The following is an 18,152-nucleotide window of genomic DNA, read 5'->3' on the forward strand; positions in this document are numbered from 1 at the left end:
AGCCATATATATACCCCTCTCTAATTCTCTGATGATTGCTCCAAATGTTGAGCCATCGGAGAAGGGGGCAACATGACCAACTACGGCTATGCACGAGTCTCGACGCGCGATCAGAACGTCAACCGCCAGTTAGACGCCCTGCTGCTGTTTCCCATCCAGCGAAAGCACATCTATGTTGACCACTTCACCGGCGCGAGCTTCGAGAGGCCGACCTGGTGCTGCAGGTGCTTTCGTATGTCGCCCAGATCGAGCGCGAGAACATCCATCGCAGGCAGGCGGAGGGAATCGCGGCGGCCAAGGCGCGTGGAAAGCGCTTCGGGAGGCCAAAGAAGGAGCGTCCCCATCACTATAGGGAGGTCGTGCAGAGGTACGTGAGCGGGGAGCTCTCCAAGAACAAGCCGGCGACATGCCTGGGAGTTGCGCGGGGGACATTTGACCGCTGGATGCAAGAGGACGGTCTGGGGAAACCATGACGTATCAGTTGTGACGCTGATGTGCAAAATGGTTGGTTAACAAAAGATAACTTGTATTCACCAACGGCCGAAATGTGAAGCAAAGCGTAAGAAAGCTGTCAAAAAAGTAGACATTTCAGGAAGGGAGTGATAGGGTCAGAATACGTCATGGAACGTCTTCTTACGTGTGGTTCTGAACAGGAGCTCCTCGTCAGAAGGCAAAGTGGCGGCCTCCGGGAACCTCCCCGAAAGCCACCATGCGCAGCCAGGCAAAAGGGTCTGCTTTTTTGGCAGCCGGGAAGGAGAGGTGACGTAGAAGGGGACGGCTCGACGTGTGGATTGCCTCACGGCAGGGCACACGTCGGGCCGTCGGTCGTATCGAACGACGGCCCGAGTTGGCTGCGCAGTCAAAGAGAAAGGAAAGTTGGGAATGGATCTGAAGAAGAAAAGGAACGTGGCGATAACAGCCGGCTTGACAGCCGTGCTGGCGCTGAGCCCGGTCGTCGTGCCGGCCGCTACGGCGTTCGCCAACGAGGGCGCGCCGGAGACTACCAGCGCTCAAAGTGGCCAGATTGACGTGACGTTTGTCGCCGATGGCAAGGGAACCACAATTGCTATGGTTGCTGACGCTGATGGTCACGTTGATGCTGAGCACCTCAGGGCCGAACTCCCTGATTTCGACCAGATTGAGAGCTTCAGCTGGACTGACGCAAACGGCAGTGGTCACGAGTTTGGCACGGACCTGCTCGCGAACTACACCTTCACCGAGTCCTGCACGGTTACGGTGAACTACAAGGCCGCTAACTGGGTCACCATCCCGGTGAAGGACGAGCAGGGCACCCCCGTCGGCGAGCTCCAGGTCGTTGAGGGCAGCAAGTTCACCGACGGCTGGGCCGGTAACGTCGCCGTCCCCGAGGGCTGCGAGATCGACTACTTCGACGTCCAGGGCCAGCCCATCCGCGAGGGCGCCATCGTCCAGGACTGGTGGGGCGACGCGGGCCTGACCGTCCACTTCAAGCAGGTCGCGCAGGAGCCCGAGGTCAACTGGGTCACCATCCCGGTGAAGGACGAGCAGGGCACCCCCGTCGGCGAGCTCCAGGTCGTTGAGGGCAGCAAGTTCACCGACGGCTGGGCCGGTAACGTCGCCGTCCCCGAGGGCTGCGAGATCGACTACTTCGACGTCCAGGGCCAGCCCATCCGCGAGGGCGCCATCGTCCAGGACTGGTGGGGCGACACGGGCCTGACCGTCCACTTCAAGCAGGTCGCTCCGGTGGCCAAGTCCACCACCGTCTACTTCCAGGTTGGTGACGACACCTACACCATCACGCTGACCGGCACGGTGCCGTTCTGCTTCGATGATTTCGTCGACACCTTCCTCAAGACCTACGCCAGCAAGCTCGACGTCGAGGGCTATGAGTTCAAGGGCTGGATGGACGAGAACGGCAACAAGGTCGACCAGTGGCTCGTCCTTCCCGCCGGCTCCTCGATGACCATCAAGGCTGATTTCGAGAAGGCCCCCGAGCCCGTCGCGACCCACACCGTCACCTTCTACGACGGCGATGAGCGCATGGGCGCCGTGACGCGTGGCGGCGATCAGCTCCTCTCCACCTACCTCAACGACCTCTCCAACTTCAACGACCTCTCTCGTGAGGGCTATGCCCTGACGTGGGTCACCAAGAGCGGCGACGAGGTCAAGCCGAGCGACACCATCTCCGGCGACCTGACCCTCTATGCTCGCTGGGATGCCATCCACACCGTCAACTTCTTCGACAAGGACGGCAAGGGCCTCGGCACCATCGCCCTCGCCGGCGACCAGGAGCTCTCTGCCTACGTTGAGCGTCTTGAGCAGGGTGTCGACATCCCCTTCGTCGACGGCTACACCTTCGTCGGTTGGGCCACCAAGTCCGGTGACGCGGTTCTGTCCAACGACACCATCTCCGGTGACCTCAACCTCTACGCCCAGTACACCAAGAACCCGGCCACCTACACCGTCAACTTCTTCGACGAGAACGGCAGGGGCCTCTGCACGGTGGCGCTCTCTGGCAACCACACGCTGCAGGAGTACATCGACAGGCTCTACGAGAGCGTCGACGTGCCCTTCAAGGACGGCTGCTACATTGAGTGGACCACCAAGTCCGGCGACGTCGTGCTGTCCACCGACACCATCCAGGGCACGCTGAACCTCTACCTGAACTTCAGGCAGTCCCCGGCCACCCACACCGTCAACTTCTTTGACGCTGACGGAAACGGCCTCGCGACCATCGCCAAGTCGGGCGACCTGGCGTTCAGCGCCTACACCGACACGCTTGCCGAGAGCGGCATCGAGGCCCCGTACAAGGAGGGCTACACCTTCACCGGCTGGACCACCAAGTCCGGTGACGCCATCCTCTCCAGCGACGTCATCTCGGGCGACATCAACGTCTACGCCACCTATCAGAAGAACGCCGCCATCCACACGGTGAACTTCTTCGACGAGGACGGCAACGGTCTCTGCACCACCACCAACGCCGGTGACGTGGCCTTCTCCGAGTACGTTGCCAAGCTGCTCGAGGTCACCGAGATTCCGACCAAGGACGGCTACGTCTTCGCCGGCTGGGTGACCAAGTCTGGCGACAAGATCCTCAACACGGACGTCATCTCCGGCGACATCAACGTCTACGCCTCCTACGAGAAGGTCGTCGACCCCGTCGCCGAGACCCACAAGGTCACCTTCGACGACTGCCTCGAGAGCACCGAGAACACGGTTGCCGTCGTTGAGGACGGCCAGACCGTGGCCAAGCCGGCTGACCCGACCTGCGAGGGCTACACCTTCCTTGGTTGGTACACCGACACCGCCCTTACCCAGGAGTATGACTTCACCGCTCCCGTGACCTCCGACATGACCCTCTGGGCCAAGTGGGAGAAGAACGCCGACGCCACGGTGACCCCGGGCGAGAACGCGGAGACCCCGACCGATCCTGCCACCGAGCAGGCCGCCGAGGACGCCGTGCCCAACACCGGTGACGCCACCGTCGCCGTCTCCGGCATCGCCGGCCTCGGCGCCGCCCTCGCCGGCCTCGGCGCCTTCCTGAAGCGTCGTCGCTCCTAGTCTGAGGGTCTGGCTCTCAGGTCGAGGAGAGCGCTCAGTCCCGGCGCCCGTAAGGGCGCCGGGGTGCTCCAGGGAGCAACTGCCTCGCATGGCAGGAGATTCTCGACACAGAAGCGCCTAGCGAAGGGCGCGACCTCCCTGTGAGGTCGCGCCCTTTTTCTGCATCGGGGTTCTTCTCGCCGCTTCCGCTGTCTTGGGCGCAGGAGGGGAGCTATCCTAGGTAAGGCGTCGAGAGGAGCGCGTATGCTGCAGAGGGACTACGTCCTTGAGATTATCGGGCAGTTTGTGGAGGGCGTCAGAAGGTCGCTCCTGAGGGCCTTGGGCGGGGACCGGGAAGGCTTTGTCCAGACGGAGCAGCAGATAGGCGAGCTCCTCGACCTTGACTACCGTACGGCGCTCTCGCTGGCGCCCGATTCCCTTGTGACGATGATGGTGCTCTCCGGCATCGGCGATTCCGTGGCGGAGTACGTGTGCTATGCGCTGGAGCGGCTTGCCCGTCTCTATGAGCGCGCGGGCAACGAGGATGCCGCCGGCCTACGCCGTCTTCAGGCCAAGGCGGTGGGGGAGTCCTTTGGGTGCGACCCCGCCGCGGTGCCCGACGACTTTGCCGAGCTTGATTCAGAGGTCTTCTCGGACGGCTCGGGACGCACGGGAACCCCTGAAGGTGGAGGGCAGTCCGTTCAATAGATGCGTCAGGGTCTGTGCGGCCTGGGCCCTAGCCCCGTGAGGGGAGGATGCCCTCCCAGTCCTCGATCCAGAGGTTCGCGGCATGGCGCAGCTCGCTGACCGGCTGCCTTGGGTCCTCGCAGCGGACCGCGACCGTGGCCATGCCCGCTTGGGCGGCCGAGAGCGTCCCGGGCAGGATGTCCTCGAAGACCACGCTGTCCTGGGGAGGGACTCCCAGGCGTCGCGCGGCCTCCAGGTAGATGTCCGGGTGGTCCTTGCCATGCGCCACCTCACGTCCACACACCACCTCGTCAAAGAGACCGTAGACGTCCACGTTGCGCATCGCCCCGAGCACATGAGGGTCGTTGGTCGTCGCAAGCGCCAGGCAGACGCCCGCGCCTCGCAGCGCGCGGAGGTAGCGCTCGGCGCCCGGTCGCAGCTCGACCTCGTTCTCGTAGAGGGCCGCGCCTAGGCGGTTCCACTCGTCCACGATGTCTGACACCTCCTCGCGTAGGCGGTAGCGCTCCACGCACCACTGCGCCCCAGCGGCAAAGCCGAGCGTGGCAAGCGTGGAGGAGGCGCTTTCGTCAAACTCCAGCCCGCGCGACGAGAAGAAGATCTCGTCGACGTGCCGCCAGATGCGCCACGTCTCCGCAAGCGTCCCGTCAAAGTCGAATATCGCAGCCTGAAAGGTCGGCGGCCAGAGGCACAGCCCGTGCGACCCGGACGCCGTCACGTCCCTCATCGGTCCGGCTCGCCCTCGATGGAGTGCAGCACCCCGAGGCTCACGTCGTCCCGGAAGAGCGAGCAGAGCGATCTCATGAGGTCGCGCGCCACTGGGAAGACCTCTGCGTCCATGGCGGCCCGCGTTGCCTCGAGCAGCACCTCGCCCACCTCGCGCGTCGGGGCAAGCGGGATGCCGGCCCCTGCGAGCGTGCGCTCCACCTGCTCGTCGGTGAGGCTGCCGTCCGTGGCGTCGCCCACGTGGGCTATGAGCGCGACCACGGCGAGCCCCGCCACAAGAGCGGGCGTGGGGAGGTAGCGGCAGGCGCGCTGATAGCAGGCCTGCGCGGCAATCACGTGCCCGTCTCGCCACTGGAACTGGGACATGCGCAGGTAGCCAAGGCCGATGGACTCGGGGTCGTGCGCTAGGGAGAGCATGCGACAAAGCTCGTCGAACGCAGCGTCCGGGCTGCCGGCCGCCTCGAGGCACTGTGCGAGGTGCAGGCTCGTCTGGGAGGACATCGGTGCCAGCTCCACGGCGCTGCGGGCATGGGTCACGGCGTCGTCCATGCGCTCCGCGGCAAGGGCGGCCGCGGACGCGATGAGGTGCGCCTCCAGGTAGGCGGGCCTTACGAGCCTGCAGCGCTCCCCGGGTCGGGCGAGCAGGCGGTTGTAGAGCGCGCGCTCGCCATAGGAGCCAAAGCACCGGCGGACCTCGGCTGTCTTGGGCGCGTCGTCCCCGCCCGCGGCGGGCGCCAGCGTCGGTGCTTCCTCGGGGACGGCCGCATCGGCCGCCTCTCCTTGCGCCGCCTGCTCGAGCGCCCCCTCTGCCATTCGCCTCGCGTCCTCAAGGCTTCCGTGAGCGAGGAGCTCACGCGCCTGGGCGGCGGCGCGGCTCAGGGCGTCGCCCTCCACGAGCGACTCCTCCAGCGCCAGAGGGTCGTCCTCGAGCGTCCCGTCAATGAGCTCCTGCACGCAGCGCAGCGCCGCGGCGCGCACGTCTGGGGCGTCGTACTCGTCCAGGGCGGAGAGAATCTCACGGACGTTCTTCTCGGTTGACGACGTGAGGCGTCGGCTCAGGCTCGTGGCCAGGTGCTTGCGAGCTGCCGCCTCGTCTATCCCAAGGTCGCGCACGAGCTTACAGCCGAGGGCGCGGGCCTCGGAGGGCAGCAGCCGCCGCTCGGAGAGCTCCGGCGGGTCGTAGCGCCGAGCGGGGCAGAAGAGCTCGTCCTCGAGCGAGAAGCCCTGGCGGATTGGGGCGAGCTCGCGGTTGCCTGCGTCCATCGTGGCCCCTGCGGCACGCATGACCACGAACGGGTCGAGCGCGCCGTCCGCGTCGAGCTCCTCCACCAGGCCGCGCGTGAGGCGCGCGGAGTAGTAGCAGGTGTGGTCGTGCGCCGTGTCGAGCACGCCGGCAACCCACACCTCGGAGAGCTGAGGCGCCGCCCGGAACGCATAGGAGGCCAGGAGGATCCCGAGCCGCAGGTTGTAGTCTGACGCCGCCCGCCGGCGCATCTCCGTGGTGGCGCTCACCACGCCAAGGCCGTCCACGTAGACGCTTGCCGGCCATGCCGAAGGCGGCACGAGGTCAATCTCCATCGCGGCCGCCCCCGCCGCAACGTTCACACGGAACCGTGCCGTGAGCCTGAAGGGGAGCCGCAGGCGCTCGATCCCGGCGGAGAGGGCGTTGCGGACCGCCCACTCTCCGTATGCCGGCGCCTCCAGGCGGGCGGCGGCACGGCTGGCCTGGGAGACGATGGAGCGACAGACCCGCTGCTCGCAGCGCACGATCTCATCGAGTGAGGCGGCGTTTGCGTCCGGCAGCGCGTGCTCGGCGAGAAGCGCGCAGTTGAGCGCCGCCTCCACGCGCAGCAGGGCGACCTTCCGGCCCCAGGGCATCGAGTCGTCGAGGACGCGCAGGTAGAAGAGCCCGGAGGTGTGCGGTCGCACCACGGATACAGATGGCAGCGCGCACCCCCCGCCCCGTCCGGGCCTGATGCCCGCCTCCGTGAGGCGCGTGGCGAGGTAGAGCTCGAAGTCGCTCGGGGCGGGCCTGTCCGTGGCCGTGTCGGAGTCGGAGCGCTGGCGCACGTCGGCGACGAAGCTCCGAAGCTCGTCCTCCGGGTTGGCGGACCCCATGAGCCGGCGGGAGAGCGCCTCGATGTCAAGACGGGAGGTGGCGCGATCGTGCGCGGCGGCCGCCTCGGCGCTGCCGGAGTCCTCGGGGACGCTTCCCTGGGAGGCCGAGCCCGTGCCCTCGGGGAGTGCCGCAGCACGGCCTGCGGCCTCCGCCTCGTTGCTCACGAGTGCCGCGAAGAGCCTACCGAGGCGCCCCCGCGCCCCCGCGTCCGCGTCAGGGGCCTCGGGCGCTCCGGCGTCGTCTCGCGGGGCGGCGTCGGCCCCGCGTGCGTCGTCAACGTCTGCCATGGCACCTCCCTCGTTCTTCTCGCCTGCCTGTATTTGTACCCCGGCTTAGCACGCGCAAGACGCCCGGGCGCTACTCGGCCTCCTTCGCGTGGCGGCGCGCGCCGTCGATCAGGGACTCGCGGTGGTTGATACGCCGGATGAAGAGGCCGCTGCTGAGCTTGGGCTCGAACCACGTGGACTTGGGCGGCATCACCAGCCCGGCGTCGGCCACAGCCATGAGCTCGTCGACCGAGGTGGGGTAGAGCGTGAAGGCCACGCCCCTCTCGCCGGCCGCGCGCTCCAGCTCGTCCGTGGACGCGCTGCCGCCGACGAAGCTCATGCGCGGGTCCGTGCGCGGGTCGTCGATGCCGAGCACGCCGGAGAGGGCGCGCTCCTGCAGCACGGAGACATCGAGGCGGCCCACCGGGTCGTCCGGGGCGGGCGCGTCCGCGGGGGCGTGCAGCTCGCGCCAGGCGCCGAAGGCGTACATGCCGAAGGTGCCGCGCTCGGCGGGCATGACGGGCCCCTCCCGGCGCGCGCCCACGGCAAGGCCTGCCGCCTCGAGCGCGGCCACCAGGGCGTCCTCGTCAAGCCCCGCGGTGTCCGCCACCACGCGGTGGTAGGGCAGCACGGTGAGCTGGCTTGCCGGGAAGAGCACGCACAGCAGGTAGTTGTAGGCCTCGATGCCGGTGCAGCGGTTCTTCTCATCGGTGCGCATGTGCTGGCAGACGCGGGCCGCCGCTGCGGCGCGGTGGTGACCGTCGGCTATGTAGGCGCGCCCCACGTGCTCGAGCATCAGGCGCAGCGACTCTACGGCGGCCGGGCGGGCGATGCGCCACACGCTCTGGCGGACGCCCTGCTCGTCGCGGAAGTCGTAGAGAGGCTCGGCGGTCCGCGCGGCCTGCACGAGCGCCTCGAGCACCGGGTTGTCGCGGTAGGCCAGGAGCACCGGGCCGGTCTGGCAGCCCGTCGCCTCGATGTGGCGGACGCGGTCGGTCTCCTTGTCCTTGCGCGTGTGCTCGTGGCGGGCGATCACGCCGTTGTTGTAGTCGTCCACGGAGCACGCGGCCACGATGCCGGTCTGCTCGTGGTCACCCTGGCGCAGGCGGTAGAGGTAGTAGCAGGGCGTGCCGTCGCGCAGAAGCGTGCCGTCGGCCACGCGGGCGGCGAGGAGCTCGTGCGCCTTGGCGTAGACGTCGTCCGCGTAGGGGTCGTGACCGGGCTCGAAGGCGGTCTCCGGCCGGTCGATGGCCAGGAAGGAGCGCGGGTGCGCGGCCACGTAGGCAGCGGCCCCCGCGTCATCGAAGACGTCGTAGGGCGGCGCGGCGAACTCGCGGGCGCGGTCCGGGCGCGGGCGGTAGCAGGTGATGGGCTCGGCGTGCATGGGGCCTCCTTGGTCGCCTCGGCCGCCGGGGGCGGCCAGTTGCGGCAATCATAGCGCGTACGCGTTTCCGGGGCGTGTCAGGCTTCCAGGAGGCAGCTGCGTGACGCGACGTGTGGTGCGACGTGTGGTGCGACGTGCCAGGCCAACTCGCTCAAACTCACGCTTTCAGCGAGAAGAACGTGACTTCGAGCGAGCTGACGCTGACCGACTCGCTCAAACTCACGGTTTCGGCGAGAAGAACGTGACTTCGGACGAGCCGCAATTGCTGTCTCGCTCAGACTCACGGTTTGAGAGCTGGAAGCGTGACATAAAGCGAGTTGACGCCAACTGTCTCGCTCAAAGTCACGGTTTGAGAGCTAGAAACGTGACTTAGCGCGAGTTGACACCGGCTATCTCGCGCAAACTCACACTTCTGGCGAGAAGAACGTGACTTCGAGCGAGCCGCGCCAACCCACCGCGCCCGACCCACCGCGCCCGACCCGTGCCGCCCGACCCGCCGCGCGAGGTTCTTCTCGCCGCTTCGGGCGTGCTACGCTGTGGGGGCACCTTTACGGAAGGAGATGCGCAATGGCGCTGACGGGCGAGGACGTTACGGGCCGCGAGCTCGTGATCTTTGACTTTGACGGGACACTGGCCAACACCGTGCCGGGCATCGTGTCCACGGCTCGCACGGTGCTGCTGCGCCATGGCCTCACGGACGCCGACCTCGGCGACGTGCGGCGCCTGGTGGGCCCGCCGTTCCCGCAGGCTTACTCGCTCGTCTACGGGTTCTCTGAGGAGGAGGCCGCCCAGATCACGCGGGAGTACCGGGAGATTTACCACGGCCTGGGGCCCGCGGGCTGGCCGCTCTTCGACGGCGTGCGCGAGCTGCTGCAGGACCTGCGCGCGGCCGGCCGACGCCTCGCGGTGGCAAGCTCCAAGCGCTCCCAGATGGTGACTGACGCGCTCGCGGACAACGGGGTTGCGGACCTCTTTGACGTGGCGCTCGGTAAGCCCTCGGACGGCGTCGTCCGGAAGGCCGACACCATCCGTCGCGTGCTCGACGAGCTCGGCGAGACGCCCGGGCGTGCCGTCATGGTGGGGGACCGCTACCACGACGTGGAGGCCGCGACCGCCTGCGGGGTGCCGTGCGTGGGCGTGAGCTACGGCGGCACCGGGGACCTCGCGGAGTTCACGGAGGCCGGGGCGTGTGCCGTGGCCGCGAGCGTGGACGAGCTGCGCCACATCCTGCTGGGATGATACAAAGGGACTGTCCCTTCGTATCATTTCTTCGTGTCATTTGGCCGACCGCCTGCCCCTCCTGCCGAGAAAGACGTGCGCCGATGTGGGTAGAAGGGGGAGCATGAGAGGGGGGCGCGCGGTGCGTCCCGCGTAAAAGATGGGAGCAGACATGGCAGAGTTTGACCTGACCGAGGGCCTTCGCAAGCTCTTCCTCGCAAGCGTGGGAGCGGTGGCCATGGGTGCCGAGAAGTCCCAGGAGGTCGTCGAGGACCTCGTCAAGAAGGGCGAGCTGACGGTCGAGCAGGGCAAGACGCTCAACAAGGAGCTCACCCGCAAGGCAAAGGAGGTCCTTGACAACACCTCCGACAGCGCGCTGCGCGCCCACCTCGCGTCGATGACGCCGGAGGAGCGCGCCGCCTACGCGGCCAAGGTCGCCGAGATGTCCGCGGACCTCGACGCGGCCACGGTCAAGGTGGACGTCGAGGAGGGCTCCGAGGACAGCGCCCCGGCAGAGGACAGCGCCGAGTAGGGGAGCCGCGTGACCGAGGACCACAGCAAGAAGGGGCGCCCGGGCGCGGACGTCGCGGCCGACGTTGACGCCGCGGCGCCCGCCGACCCCGATGCGCCCGCGTCGCCCGTCGACCACGCCGGCCCCGCAGCGCCCGCCGAGCCCGCTCCCGCCCCCGAGGAGAGCAGCTTCGCCGCGGCGAGCCGCAGCGCCCAGGAGCTTCTCGACGCCTGGTACGAGAGCGTGCGGGACGGCTCCGTCGACGACCGCCAGACCATCGGGCTCTTCGGCGGGCGCGGCTCCGAGGACTACGTGCTCAGCCGCGGCTCCCGCCTGGCGCGCATCGGCGAGATGGTCGCCATCGTGCGGCGCTACGACATCTTTCACGGCCTCACCCCGCAGGGCCTGCGCCAGATGCTCGAGGAGCTGGGCCCCACCTTCGTCAAGGCCGGCCAGATCCTCTCCATGCGCTCGGAGATTTTGCCTCAGAGCTTCACACGCGAGCTCGGCAAGCTCCGCACGAACGTGGAGCCGATGGACCGCGACACCGTCCTCTCGGCCCTGCGTGCCGAGTACGACCGTCCCATCGAGGACATCTTCGACGCCATCGACGACTGCCCGCTCGGTTCCGCCTCGGTGGCCCAGGTCCACAAGGCGCGCCTGGTCACAGGCGAGCTCGTGGCCGTGAAGATCCAGCGCCCGCACGTGCAGGAGATCATGGCGCAGGACATCTCCATCATGCGGAGCCTCGCCCGCTACGCGAGCCGCTTCATGGGCGGCGAGCAGTTCCTCGACCTGCAGTCGGTGGTGGACGAGCTCTGGCAGTCCTTCCGCGAGGAGACGGACTTCCTCGTGGAGGCCCGAAGCCTCGAGGAGTTCCGCCGCAACAACGCCGACTGCGCCTTCGTGGACTGCCCCAAGCCCTACCCGGCGCTCTGCACGCGCCACGTGGTGGTCATGGACTACGTGGAGGGCATCCCCATAGACGACAAGCGCCGCCTCGTGCGGGAGGGCTACGACCTCTCTGAGATCGGCATCAAGCTCGTGGACAACTACACGAGCCAGATGCTCGACGATGGCTTCTTCCACGCCGACCCGCATCCCGGGAACCTCGTCATCCACGAGGGCAAGATTGTCTACCTCGACCTCGGCATCATGGGCCGGCTCTCCAGCCACGACCGCCGTGCGGTGCGCGACATGGTGTTCTCCGTGGCGCGCTGCGACTCGGCGGGCCTGGCCGACGGCCTCATGCGCTTCTCGGTCTCCGACACCGCGGGCGTCGACCAGGCGCACCTGCTCGCCGACCTCGACGCCATCGTGGCCGACTTCGGGCTCTCCGACCTCTCCGACCTGGACATCGGCTCGTTCCTGAACGCGCTCATCTCGATGGCGCAGAAGGACGGCATCGAGCTGCCCGGCACCGTGACCATGCTCGCCCGCTCGCTCGTGACGCTCGAGGGCGTGGCGCACGACCTGCTGCCGGAGACCTCCATCGTCGAGATCATCCAGAGCCACATCAAGGCCCACGTCAGCAGTGAGGAGCTCGCCCGGCGAGAAGTACGTCGGCTTGCGGACGAGACGATTGCTGCCACCCACAGCCTGCTCGGCGCGGCGGGGGAGGCCAAGCTCGCGATGCGCATGCTCACCCGCGGGCAGCTCCGTGTGAACCTCGACATGCCCGGTACGATGGACCCGCTTGAGGACCTCGCGCGCATCGCCAACCGCCTCACGATGAGCGTCATCGTGGCGGGCCTGTTCATCGGCTCGTCGGTGGTCTACTACGCCCGCATCCAGCCGGTCATCTTTGGCATCCCGATCATCGGGTTTCTCGGCTACCTCGCCGCCTTTGTGCTCGGCGTGTGGGTGGCGCTCGACATCATCCGCGAGAACCACCGGCGCCGCCGCCGCTAGTCGCCGGGCGAGAAGAACGACACGCGCCGCCCTCTGGCGTCGTGTGCCCCGACACCCTCGACGTCCTTCTCGCCGTCTTGGGGGCACGGGCATGGTGTGGCAGCTCTTGGCTGAATGTGCCCGTTTGGTGTGGGGGCTTCCCCGGGTTTGTTCCCGCGTTGGGTCGCTTCGTTTTGGGAAGGAATAAGGTATCCAACGGCCCCGGGACCGCTGAAGGTCTCGGGGCCACGTCATATGAGGTGATCTCATGCTCAACAGATACGACTTCGACTTTGACTACGCGGACGACTTCGCCCATCGCTGGAACGACGGCTACCGGCGCGTCCGCACCTGGCTGATCGTGGCGGGCGTGCTCTTGGTGCTCGTGGGCATCGCGAGCGCGTTCGACCCGTTCAGCATCTACGCGCTCGTGCAGGGCGTGGTCTCGGCGGTGCTCATCGTGGCCGGCGTCGGCGCGCTCGTCTCCTACGCGCGCACGCCCGAGCTGCTCCGCAGCCCCGGCATGCTCGTGATGGGCGTGCTGAACGCGCTGCTCGGCGTCATGCTGCTGGCGCTGCCGGCCTACCTCACAGCGGGGACCGTCACCTTCCTGCTGGCGTTTCTGTTCATCATTGCCGGTGCCGAGCGGATCACGTCTGCCCGCAGGATGCGCTACTTCGGCCTGCCGAGCTCCGGGCTCAACACGGCAGCCGGCGTCCTCAACATCGTCGCCGGCGTGGCGTTCCTGCTGCTGCCGGTGGCCTCGAGCGTGGTGCTCGGCTACGTCATGTCTGCCTACCTGGTGGTGGGCGGTGTGACCCTGCTGGCCCAGGCCGCCTCGATGCGGCCGATCGACCGCTAGACTGCGGCGACACCGCTGCCGACGATTTCCCGCCGGCGAGAAGTACCTTGAGGGCCCCGTGCCGTCTGGCGCGGGGCCCGTCTATGGGCGTCGGGGGAGTGCGGGCTTGCGGCCGCTGCTCTGCGTGCTCCGCGGATGCCGTCCCGCGGGCACGCGCGGCTGCCGCAAGCGCGCCGACCCAGCGGTCAGCCCCAACAACAAGGGCCCGCACGCTGGCTGCGTGCGGGCCCCTTTGGACGGTTCTTCTCGCCGGCTACTCGAGCTCGAAGGCGCCCGTGTAGAGCTGGTAGTAGGTGCCGCGCGCGGCGATGAGCTCCTCGTGCGTGCCACGCTCGATGATGCGGCCGTGGTCGAGCACGATGATGACGTCGGAGTTGCGCACGGTGCTCAGACGGTGGGCGATCACGAACGTGGTGCGCCCGGTCATGAGCGCGTCCATGCCGCGCTGGACGATGGCCTCGGTGCGCGTGTCAATCGAGCTCGTGGCCTCGTCGAGCACCATGACCGGCGGGTCGGCCACCGCGGCGCGCGCGATGGAGAGGAGCTGGCGCTGGCCCTGCGAGAGCGCGGCTCCGTTGTCCGTGAGCCAGGTGTCGTAGCCGTCCGGCAGGCGACGCACGAAGTCATCCGCGCCCGCCAGGCGCGCCGCGGCGATGCACTCCTCGTCGGTGGCGTCGAGCCGGCCGTAGCGGATGTTGTCCATGACGGTGCCGGTGAACAGGTTAACGTCCTGCAGCACCATGCCGAGCGAGCGCCGCAGGGCCGGCTTCTTGATCTTGTTGATGTTGATGCCGTCGTAGCGGATTTTGCCGTCTTCGATGTCGTAGAAGCGGTTCAGCAGGTTGGTGATCGTGGTCTTGCCCGCGCCCGTGGCGCCGACGAAGGCCACCTTCTGGCCCGGCTTGGCGTAGAGCGAGACGTCGTGCAGCACGGTGTGGCCGGGCACGTAGCCAAAGTCCACGTTGAAGAGGCGCACGTCGCCGGCAAGCGGGGTGTAGGTCACCGAGCCGTCGGCCTGGTGCGGGTGCTTCCAGGCCCACTGGCCCGCCCAGGAGCCGTCGCGGCGGTCGCACTCGACCACGGTGCCGTCCGGGGCGGTGCGGCACGCCACGAGCTCCACGTAGCCCTCGTCCTGCTCGATCTCCTCGTCCAGCAGCTCGAAGATGCGCTCGGCGCCGGCAAGGCCCATGACCACGGAGTTCACCTGGTTGGAGATCTGGCCGATCTGGTTGGCGAACTGCTTGGTCATGTTGAGGAACGGCACCGCCACGGCGATGGAGAGCGGCAGCCCGGAGATCGAGGGGTTGGGCGTGCCCAGCACCAGGAAGGCGCCGCTCGCCACTGCCACGATCACGTAGAGCAGGTTGCCCATGTTCATGAGGATCGGCATGAGCGTGTTGGCGTAGGAGTTCGCGGAGCGCGCCGCGGCCTCGAGCTCGTCGTTGAGCTCGTCGAAGGCGGCCTCGGTCTGGCGCTCGTGGCAGAACACCTTGACGACCTTCTCGCCGTTCATGACCTCCTCGACGTGGCCCTCCACGGTTGCCACCGCACGCTGGGTGCGCAGGAAGTTCCTGGCGGAGCGCGTGCCGAGCGCCTTGGCGAGAAGGGCCATGATCGCGGTGCCGGCCACCACCACGCAGGTGAGCGGCAGGCTGTAGAACACCATGATGCAGCCCACCGAGATGAGCATGAGGCACGTGAGGAACAGCTGCGGCAGCGACTGGGCGATCATCTGGCGCAGGGCGTCGACGTCGTTGGTGTAGTAGCTCATGATGTCGCCGTGCGGGTGCGTGTCGAAGTAGCGGATCGGCAGGTCCTGCATGTGGTCGAACATGAGGCAGCGGAACTTCTTGAGGGAGCCCTGCGTGAGGATGGCCATGCACTGCTGCCAGACGGCGTTGCAGATCAGGCTCGCCAGGTACAGGACGGCGAGAATGGCCGCGTTGGTGAAGATCTGCGGCTGGGCCGTCTCCCAGTCCCCGCTCTCCCAGAACTGGCCCACCACCGTGAGCGCGCGCTCCATGAAGACGTTGGGCATGGCCTGGACGATGCACTGAACAAGGATGCAGGCGGCCACGGCCGGCAGCATCACCGGGTAGAACTGGCGCAGCATCTTGAGGACGCGCAGCGCCGTCGTGCCCATGGAGCGCGGGGCCCGCCCGCGCGCGCCGGTTGCCTTAGCGCTCATCGGCGCTCACCTCCAGTTCGTCGAGGTTCTTCTCGTCGTGGCTCTGCTTGTTCTGCGAGAGGTAGACCTCGCGGTAGATCGCGTTGCGGCGCAGGAGCTCCTCGTGGGTGCCCACGTCGTTGATGCGGCCGGACTCCATGACCACGATGCGGTCGGCGTCCTCCACCGAGGAGGTGCGCTGCGCGATGATGATCTTGGTGGTCTCGGGCAGGTAGGTCTTGAGGCCCTCGCGAATCAGGCGGTCCGTCTTGGTGTCCACCGCGGAGGTGGAGTCATCAAGGATCAAGATCTTGGGCTTCTTGAGCAGGGCGCGGGCGATGCAGAGGCGCTGCTTCTGGCCGCCGGAGACGTTGGTGCCGCCCTGCTCGATGTAGGTGTCGTACTTGTCCGGGAAGCCCTGGACGAACTCGTCGGCCTGGGCGAGGCGCGCGGCCTCGAGGATCTCCTCGTCGGTGGCGTGCTCGTTGCCCCAGCGCAGGTTCTCGGCGATGGTGCCGCTGAACAGCACGTTCTTCTGAAGCACCATGGCCACGGAGTTGCGCAGGGAGTCGAGGTCGTACTCGCGCACGTCGCGGCCTCCCACCTTGACCGAGCCCTCCGTGACGTCATAGAGGCGCGGGATGAGCTGCACGAGGCTGGACTTCGAGGAGCCCGTCGAGCCGATCACGCCGATGACCTCGCCGTTCTTGATGTGCAGGTCGATGTCGCGCAGGGCCTCGTGGTTCTTATCGCCCTTGTAGGAGAAGCCAACGTGGTCGAAGTCGATCGAGCCGTCCGCGATGTCGTAGACGGGCTCGGCGGGCTGCTCGATCGTGGTGGTGGCCTCGAGGACCTCGTAGATGCGGCGCGCGTTCTCCTCGGACATGACCACCATCGCGAAGATCATCGAGAGCATCATGAGGCTCATGAGCATCATGAAGCCGTAGGTGATGAGCGACGAGAACTGGCCCACGTCCAGCAGGCCGCCGCGCGTGGAGATGATGGCGTAGGAGCCCGCGTAGATCACGAAGACGATGACGGTGTAGATGCAGAAGTTCATGATCGGCGCGTTCAGGGCCAGGATGCGCTCGGCGTAGGTGAAGTCGGCGCGGACCTCCTCGGAGGCGCGCTCGTACTTCTGCTTCTCGTAGTCCTCGCGCACGTAGCTCTTGACCACGCGAATACCGGAGAGGTTCTCCTCGGCGCGCTCGTTCAGGGCGTCGTACTTGCGGAAGATGCGCCGGAAGATCGGCGTGACCTTGCGCACCACGGCAAACAGCGCCAGCGCCAGTACCGGGATGATGATCACGAACACGAGCGCCAGCCAGCCCGCCATCAGGTAGGCCGCCCCGAAGGCGAGCACCAGCATGAAGGGGGAGCGGATGGCCGTGCGGATGAGCATCATGTAGGCCATCTGGACGTTGGTGACGTCGGTGGTGAGGCGCGTGACCAGAGACGAGCTGGAGAAGCGGTCGATCACGGCAAACGAGAAGGTCTGGATGTTGTAGAACATGTCCTTGCGCAGGTTCTTGGCAAAGCCGACCGACGCCTTGGCGCAGGTGAGGCCCGCCGCCGCGCCAAAGGCGAGCGAGATCACGGCCATGAGCGCCAGCACGGCGCCCGTCGAGGTGATCTGGCCGAGGTCGGCGCCCGCGCGGATGGCGTCGATGAGCTCGGCGGTGCGCAGCGGGATCATGACCTCAAAGACCACCTCGCCCAGCACGAGCAGCGGGGTGGCGATGGTGGCGCCCTTGTACTGCCGGATGCTCCTGGTGAGCCGGCGCATGACGCTCAGGTAGCCGATGTCAGGTGCGGTCTTCTCAAAGGCCTGGTCGGCGCCTAGTTCTTGCCGCATGCGGCCTCTCCCTTCTTTTTCGGGGCCTTCTCCTTCTCAAGCGCACGCCAGTGGTCGGCGAGCCGGTCGAGCTTGTCCGCGAGGTCGTCGACCTCCTCGGGCGTGAGGCACGAGACCGCGCACTGCTCGAACGCGCGCCGCGCCTCGACGACCTCGCGCGCCTTGGCCCTGCCGGGCTCCGTGAGCGCGATGGTCAGCTGCCGGCGGTCGGTCTGGGAGCGCAGGCGCGTGACGAGCCCCTCTCCCTCGAGCTTTGCCAGCAGCTCCGAGAGCGAGGCCGACGTGATGGGCGAGGACTCCTGGAGCTCGCGCTGCGCCATCGTGCCGCCGGCCGCGAGCAGCCGCACGAGGATGTGCTGCTTGCCGCTGCGCCCGCCGTGGTGCAGGTGCAGGAAGAACCCGAAGTACCCGAGGTCACGTAGGATTCGCTGCTCAGGGCTCCTTGCCTCGCAGCAGGGCTTTTGGGGATCGTTGCGTTCCATGTCTCCTCCGACTCTAGCGTGCCGCGCACCACTCTGAGCCGGAGGGGAGGAGATGTCAAGGTACCATGAGGTTTTTCAGGAGCCCTTCAAACAGCGGCGTCCCCGGCGAGAAGAACTTTGGCGAGAAGGACCTTCGGGCTGCGGGTTCTTCTCGCCGGGTACTGTTTCCGGACGTTTCGGACGGAGGAATCGTCCGAAAACGGTGCGTGCCCGGTGCACCTTCCAGCGGCGTACTGTTTCTGGACGTTCTGCCCGGGCAAACCGTCCAGAAACGGTGCGTGACCGGTACACCTCCCTGCGAAGTACCGTTTCCGGACGTTCTGGACGGGAAAACCGTCCGAAGCCGGTGCGTACCCGGTGCACCTCCCGCGACGCACCGTTCCCGGACGTTCTGGGTGGGGGAACCGTCCGAAAACGGTGCGTCGCGGGAGGTGCACCGGGTACGCAC

13 protein-coding genes and 1 pseudogene are annotated in these 18,152 nt (G+C 67.3%); 8 read left to right on the forward strand and 6 right to left on the reverse strand.

Translation table 11 applies throughout. The features are described 5' to 3' along the window. Window positions 1-72: 72 nt before the first annotated feature. The 4 genes and pseudogenes from H9X80_RS09280 to H9X80_RS07360 all read left to right on the forward strand — a co-directional run. Window positions 73-194, forward strand: a pseudogene (locus tag H9X80_RS09280) (recombinase family protein); the annotation flags it as partial. Between the two features lie 30 nt (window positions 195-224). Further along, window positions 225-473, forward strand: coding sequence for a hypothetical protein (locus H9X80_RS09160; protein ID WP_342590892.1), 249 nt, complete (start codon window positions 225-227; stop codon window positions 471-473). 409 nt (window positions 474-882) lie between these two features. Next, a complete protein-coding gene (locus H9X80_RS07355) occupies window positions 883-3,540 on the forward strand; it encodes an InlB B-repeat-containing protein (RefSeq protein WP_204793700.1) in 2,658 nt (885 codons plus the stop codon). A 243-nt stretch (window positions 3,541-3,783) separates the two neighbouring features. Then, window positions 3,784-4,227, forward strand: a complete 444-nt coding sequence (locus tag H9X80_RS07360; RefSeq protein WP_204793701.1) for a hypothetical protein — start codon at window positions 3,784-3,786, stop codon at window positions 4,225-4,227. Between the two features lie 28 nt (window positions 4,228-4,255). Here the strand turns inward: H9X80_RS07360 and H9X80_RS07365 are convergent, their stop codons facing one another. The 3 genes from H9X80_RS07365 to H9X80_RS07375 form a co-directional block, all read right to left on the reverse strand. After that, window positions 4,256-4,951: an HAD family hydrolase gene (locus tag H9X80_RS07365; protein ID WP_204793702.1), complete on the reverse strand. Its 696-nt coding sequence runs from the start codon at window positions 4,949-4,951 to the stop codon at window positions 4,256-4,258. Further along, complete coding sequence (locus H9X80_RS07370) at window positions 4,948-7,356, reverse strand: tetratricopeptide repeat protein (protein WP_204793703.1); 2,409 nt, start codon at window positions 7,354-7,356, stop codon at window positions 4,948-4,950. Before H9X80_RS07370 ends, H9X80_RS07365 begins: the two co-directional genes overlap by 4 nt. A gap of 70 nt (window positions 7,357-7,426) precedes the next feature. Next, the gene (locus H9X80_RS07375) at window positions 7,427-8,719 is read right to left on the reverse strand and encodes a DUF1015 domain-containing protein (RefSeq protein WP_204793704.1); all 1,293 of its coding nucleotides are present in this window, start codon (window positions 8,717-8,719) and stop codon (window positions 7,427-7,429) included. Window positions 8,720-9,286: 567 nt separating this feature from the next. Between H9X80_RS07375 and H9X80_RS07380 the strand changes: the two genes are divergently transcribed. The 4 genes from H9X80_RS07380 (at window position 9,287) to H9X80_RS07395 (ending at window position 13,200) form a co-directional block, all read left to right on the forward strand. Beyond that, on the forward strand, window positions 9,287-9,958 hold the full coding sequence (locus H9X80_RS07380) for an HAD family hydrolase (protein WP_204793705.1): 672 nt from the start codon (window positions 9,287-9,289) through the stop codon (window positions 9,956-9,958). Window positions 9,959-10,109: 151 nt separating this feature from the next. Then, on the forward strand, window positions 10,110-10,469 hold the full coding sequence (locus H9X80_RS07385) for a phasin family protein (protein WP_204793706.1): 360 nt from the start codon (window positions 10,110-10,112) through the stop codon (window positions 10,467-10,469). Between the two features lie 9 nt (window positions 10,470-10,478). Then, window positions 10,479-12,359, forward strand: coding sequence for an ABC1 kinase family protein (locus H9X80_RS07390; RefSeq protein ID WP_342590894.1), 1,881 nt, complete (start codon window positions 10,479-10,481; stop codon window positions 12,357-12,359). A gap of 247 nt (window positions 12,360-12,606) precedes the next feature. After that, the gene (locus tag H9X80_RS07395; protein WP_204793707.1) at window positions 12,607-13,200 is read left to right on the forward strand and encodes an HdeD family acid-resistance protein; all 594 of its coding nucleotides are present in this window, start codon (window positions 12,607-12,609) and stop codon (window positions 13,198-13,200) included. Between the two features lie 253 nt (window positions 13,201-13,453). On the opposite strand, the gene H9X80_RS07400 is transcribed toward H9X80_RS07395, so the two are convergent. Genes H9X80_RS07400 through H9X80_RS07410 form a run of 3 tightly spaced genes read right to left on the reverse strand, consistent with a single transcriptional unit; the run spans window position 13,454 to window position 17,704 of the window. Next, window positions 13,454-15,388 carry an ABC transporter ATP-binding protein gene (locus H9X80_RS07400; protein ID WP_204793708.1) on the reverse strand — a complete coding sequence of 645 codons (1,935 nt, stop codon included), beginning with the start codon at window positions 15,386-15,388 and terminating at the stop codon, window positions 13,454-13,456. Then, complete coding sequence (locus H9X80_RS07405; protein WP_239471805.1) at window positions 15,378-17,153, reverse strand: ABC transporter ATP-binding protein; 1,776 nt, start codon at window positions 17,151-17,153, stop codon at window positions 15,378-15,380. The genes H9X80_RS07400 and H9X80_RS07405 overlap by 11 nt, the downstream gene beginning before the upstream one ends. Window positions 17,154-17,206: 53 nt before the next feature. After that, window positions 17,207-17,704 carry a MarR family winged helix-turn-helix transcriptional regulator gene (locus tag H9X80_RS07410; protein WP_204793710.1) on the reverse strand — a complete coding sequence of 166 codons (498 nt, stop codon included), beginning with the start codon at window positions 17,702-17,704 and terminating at the stop codon, window positions 17,207-17,209. Window positions 17,705-18,152 lie beyond the last annotated feature (448 nt).

The sequence above is a fragment of the Olsenella profusa genome (assembly GCF_016900315.1).
GTDB lineage: Bacteria > Actinomycetota > Coriobacteriia > Coriobacteriales > Atopobiaceae > Thermophilibacter > Thermophilibacter profusus_A.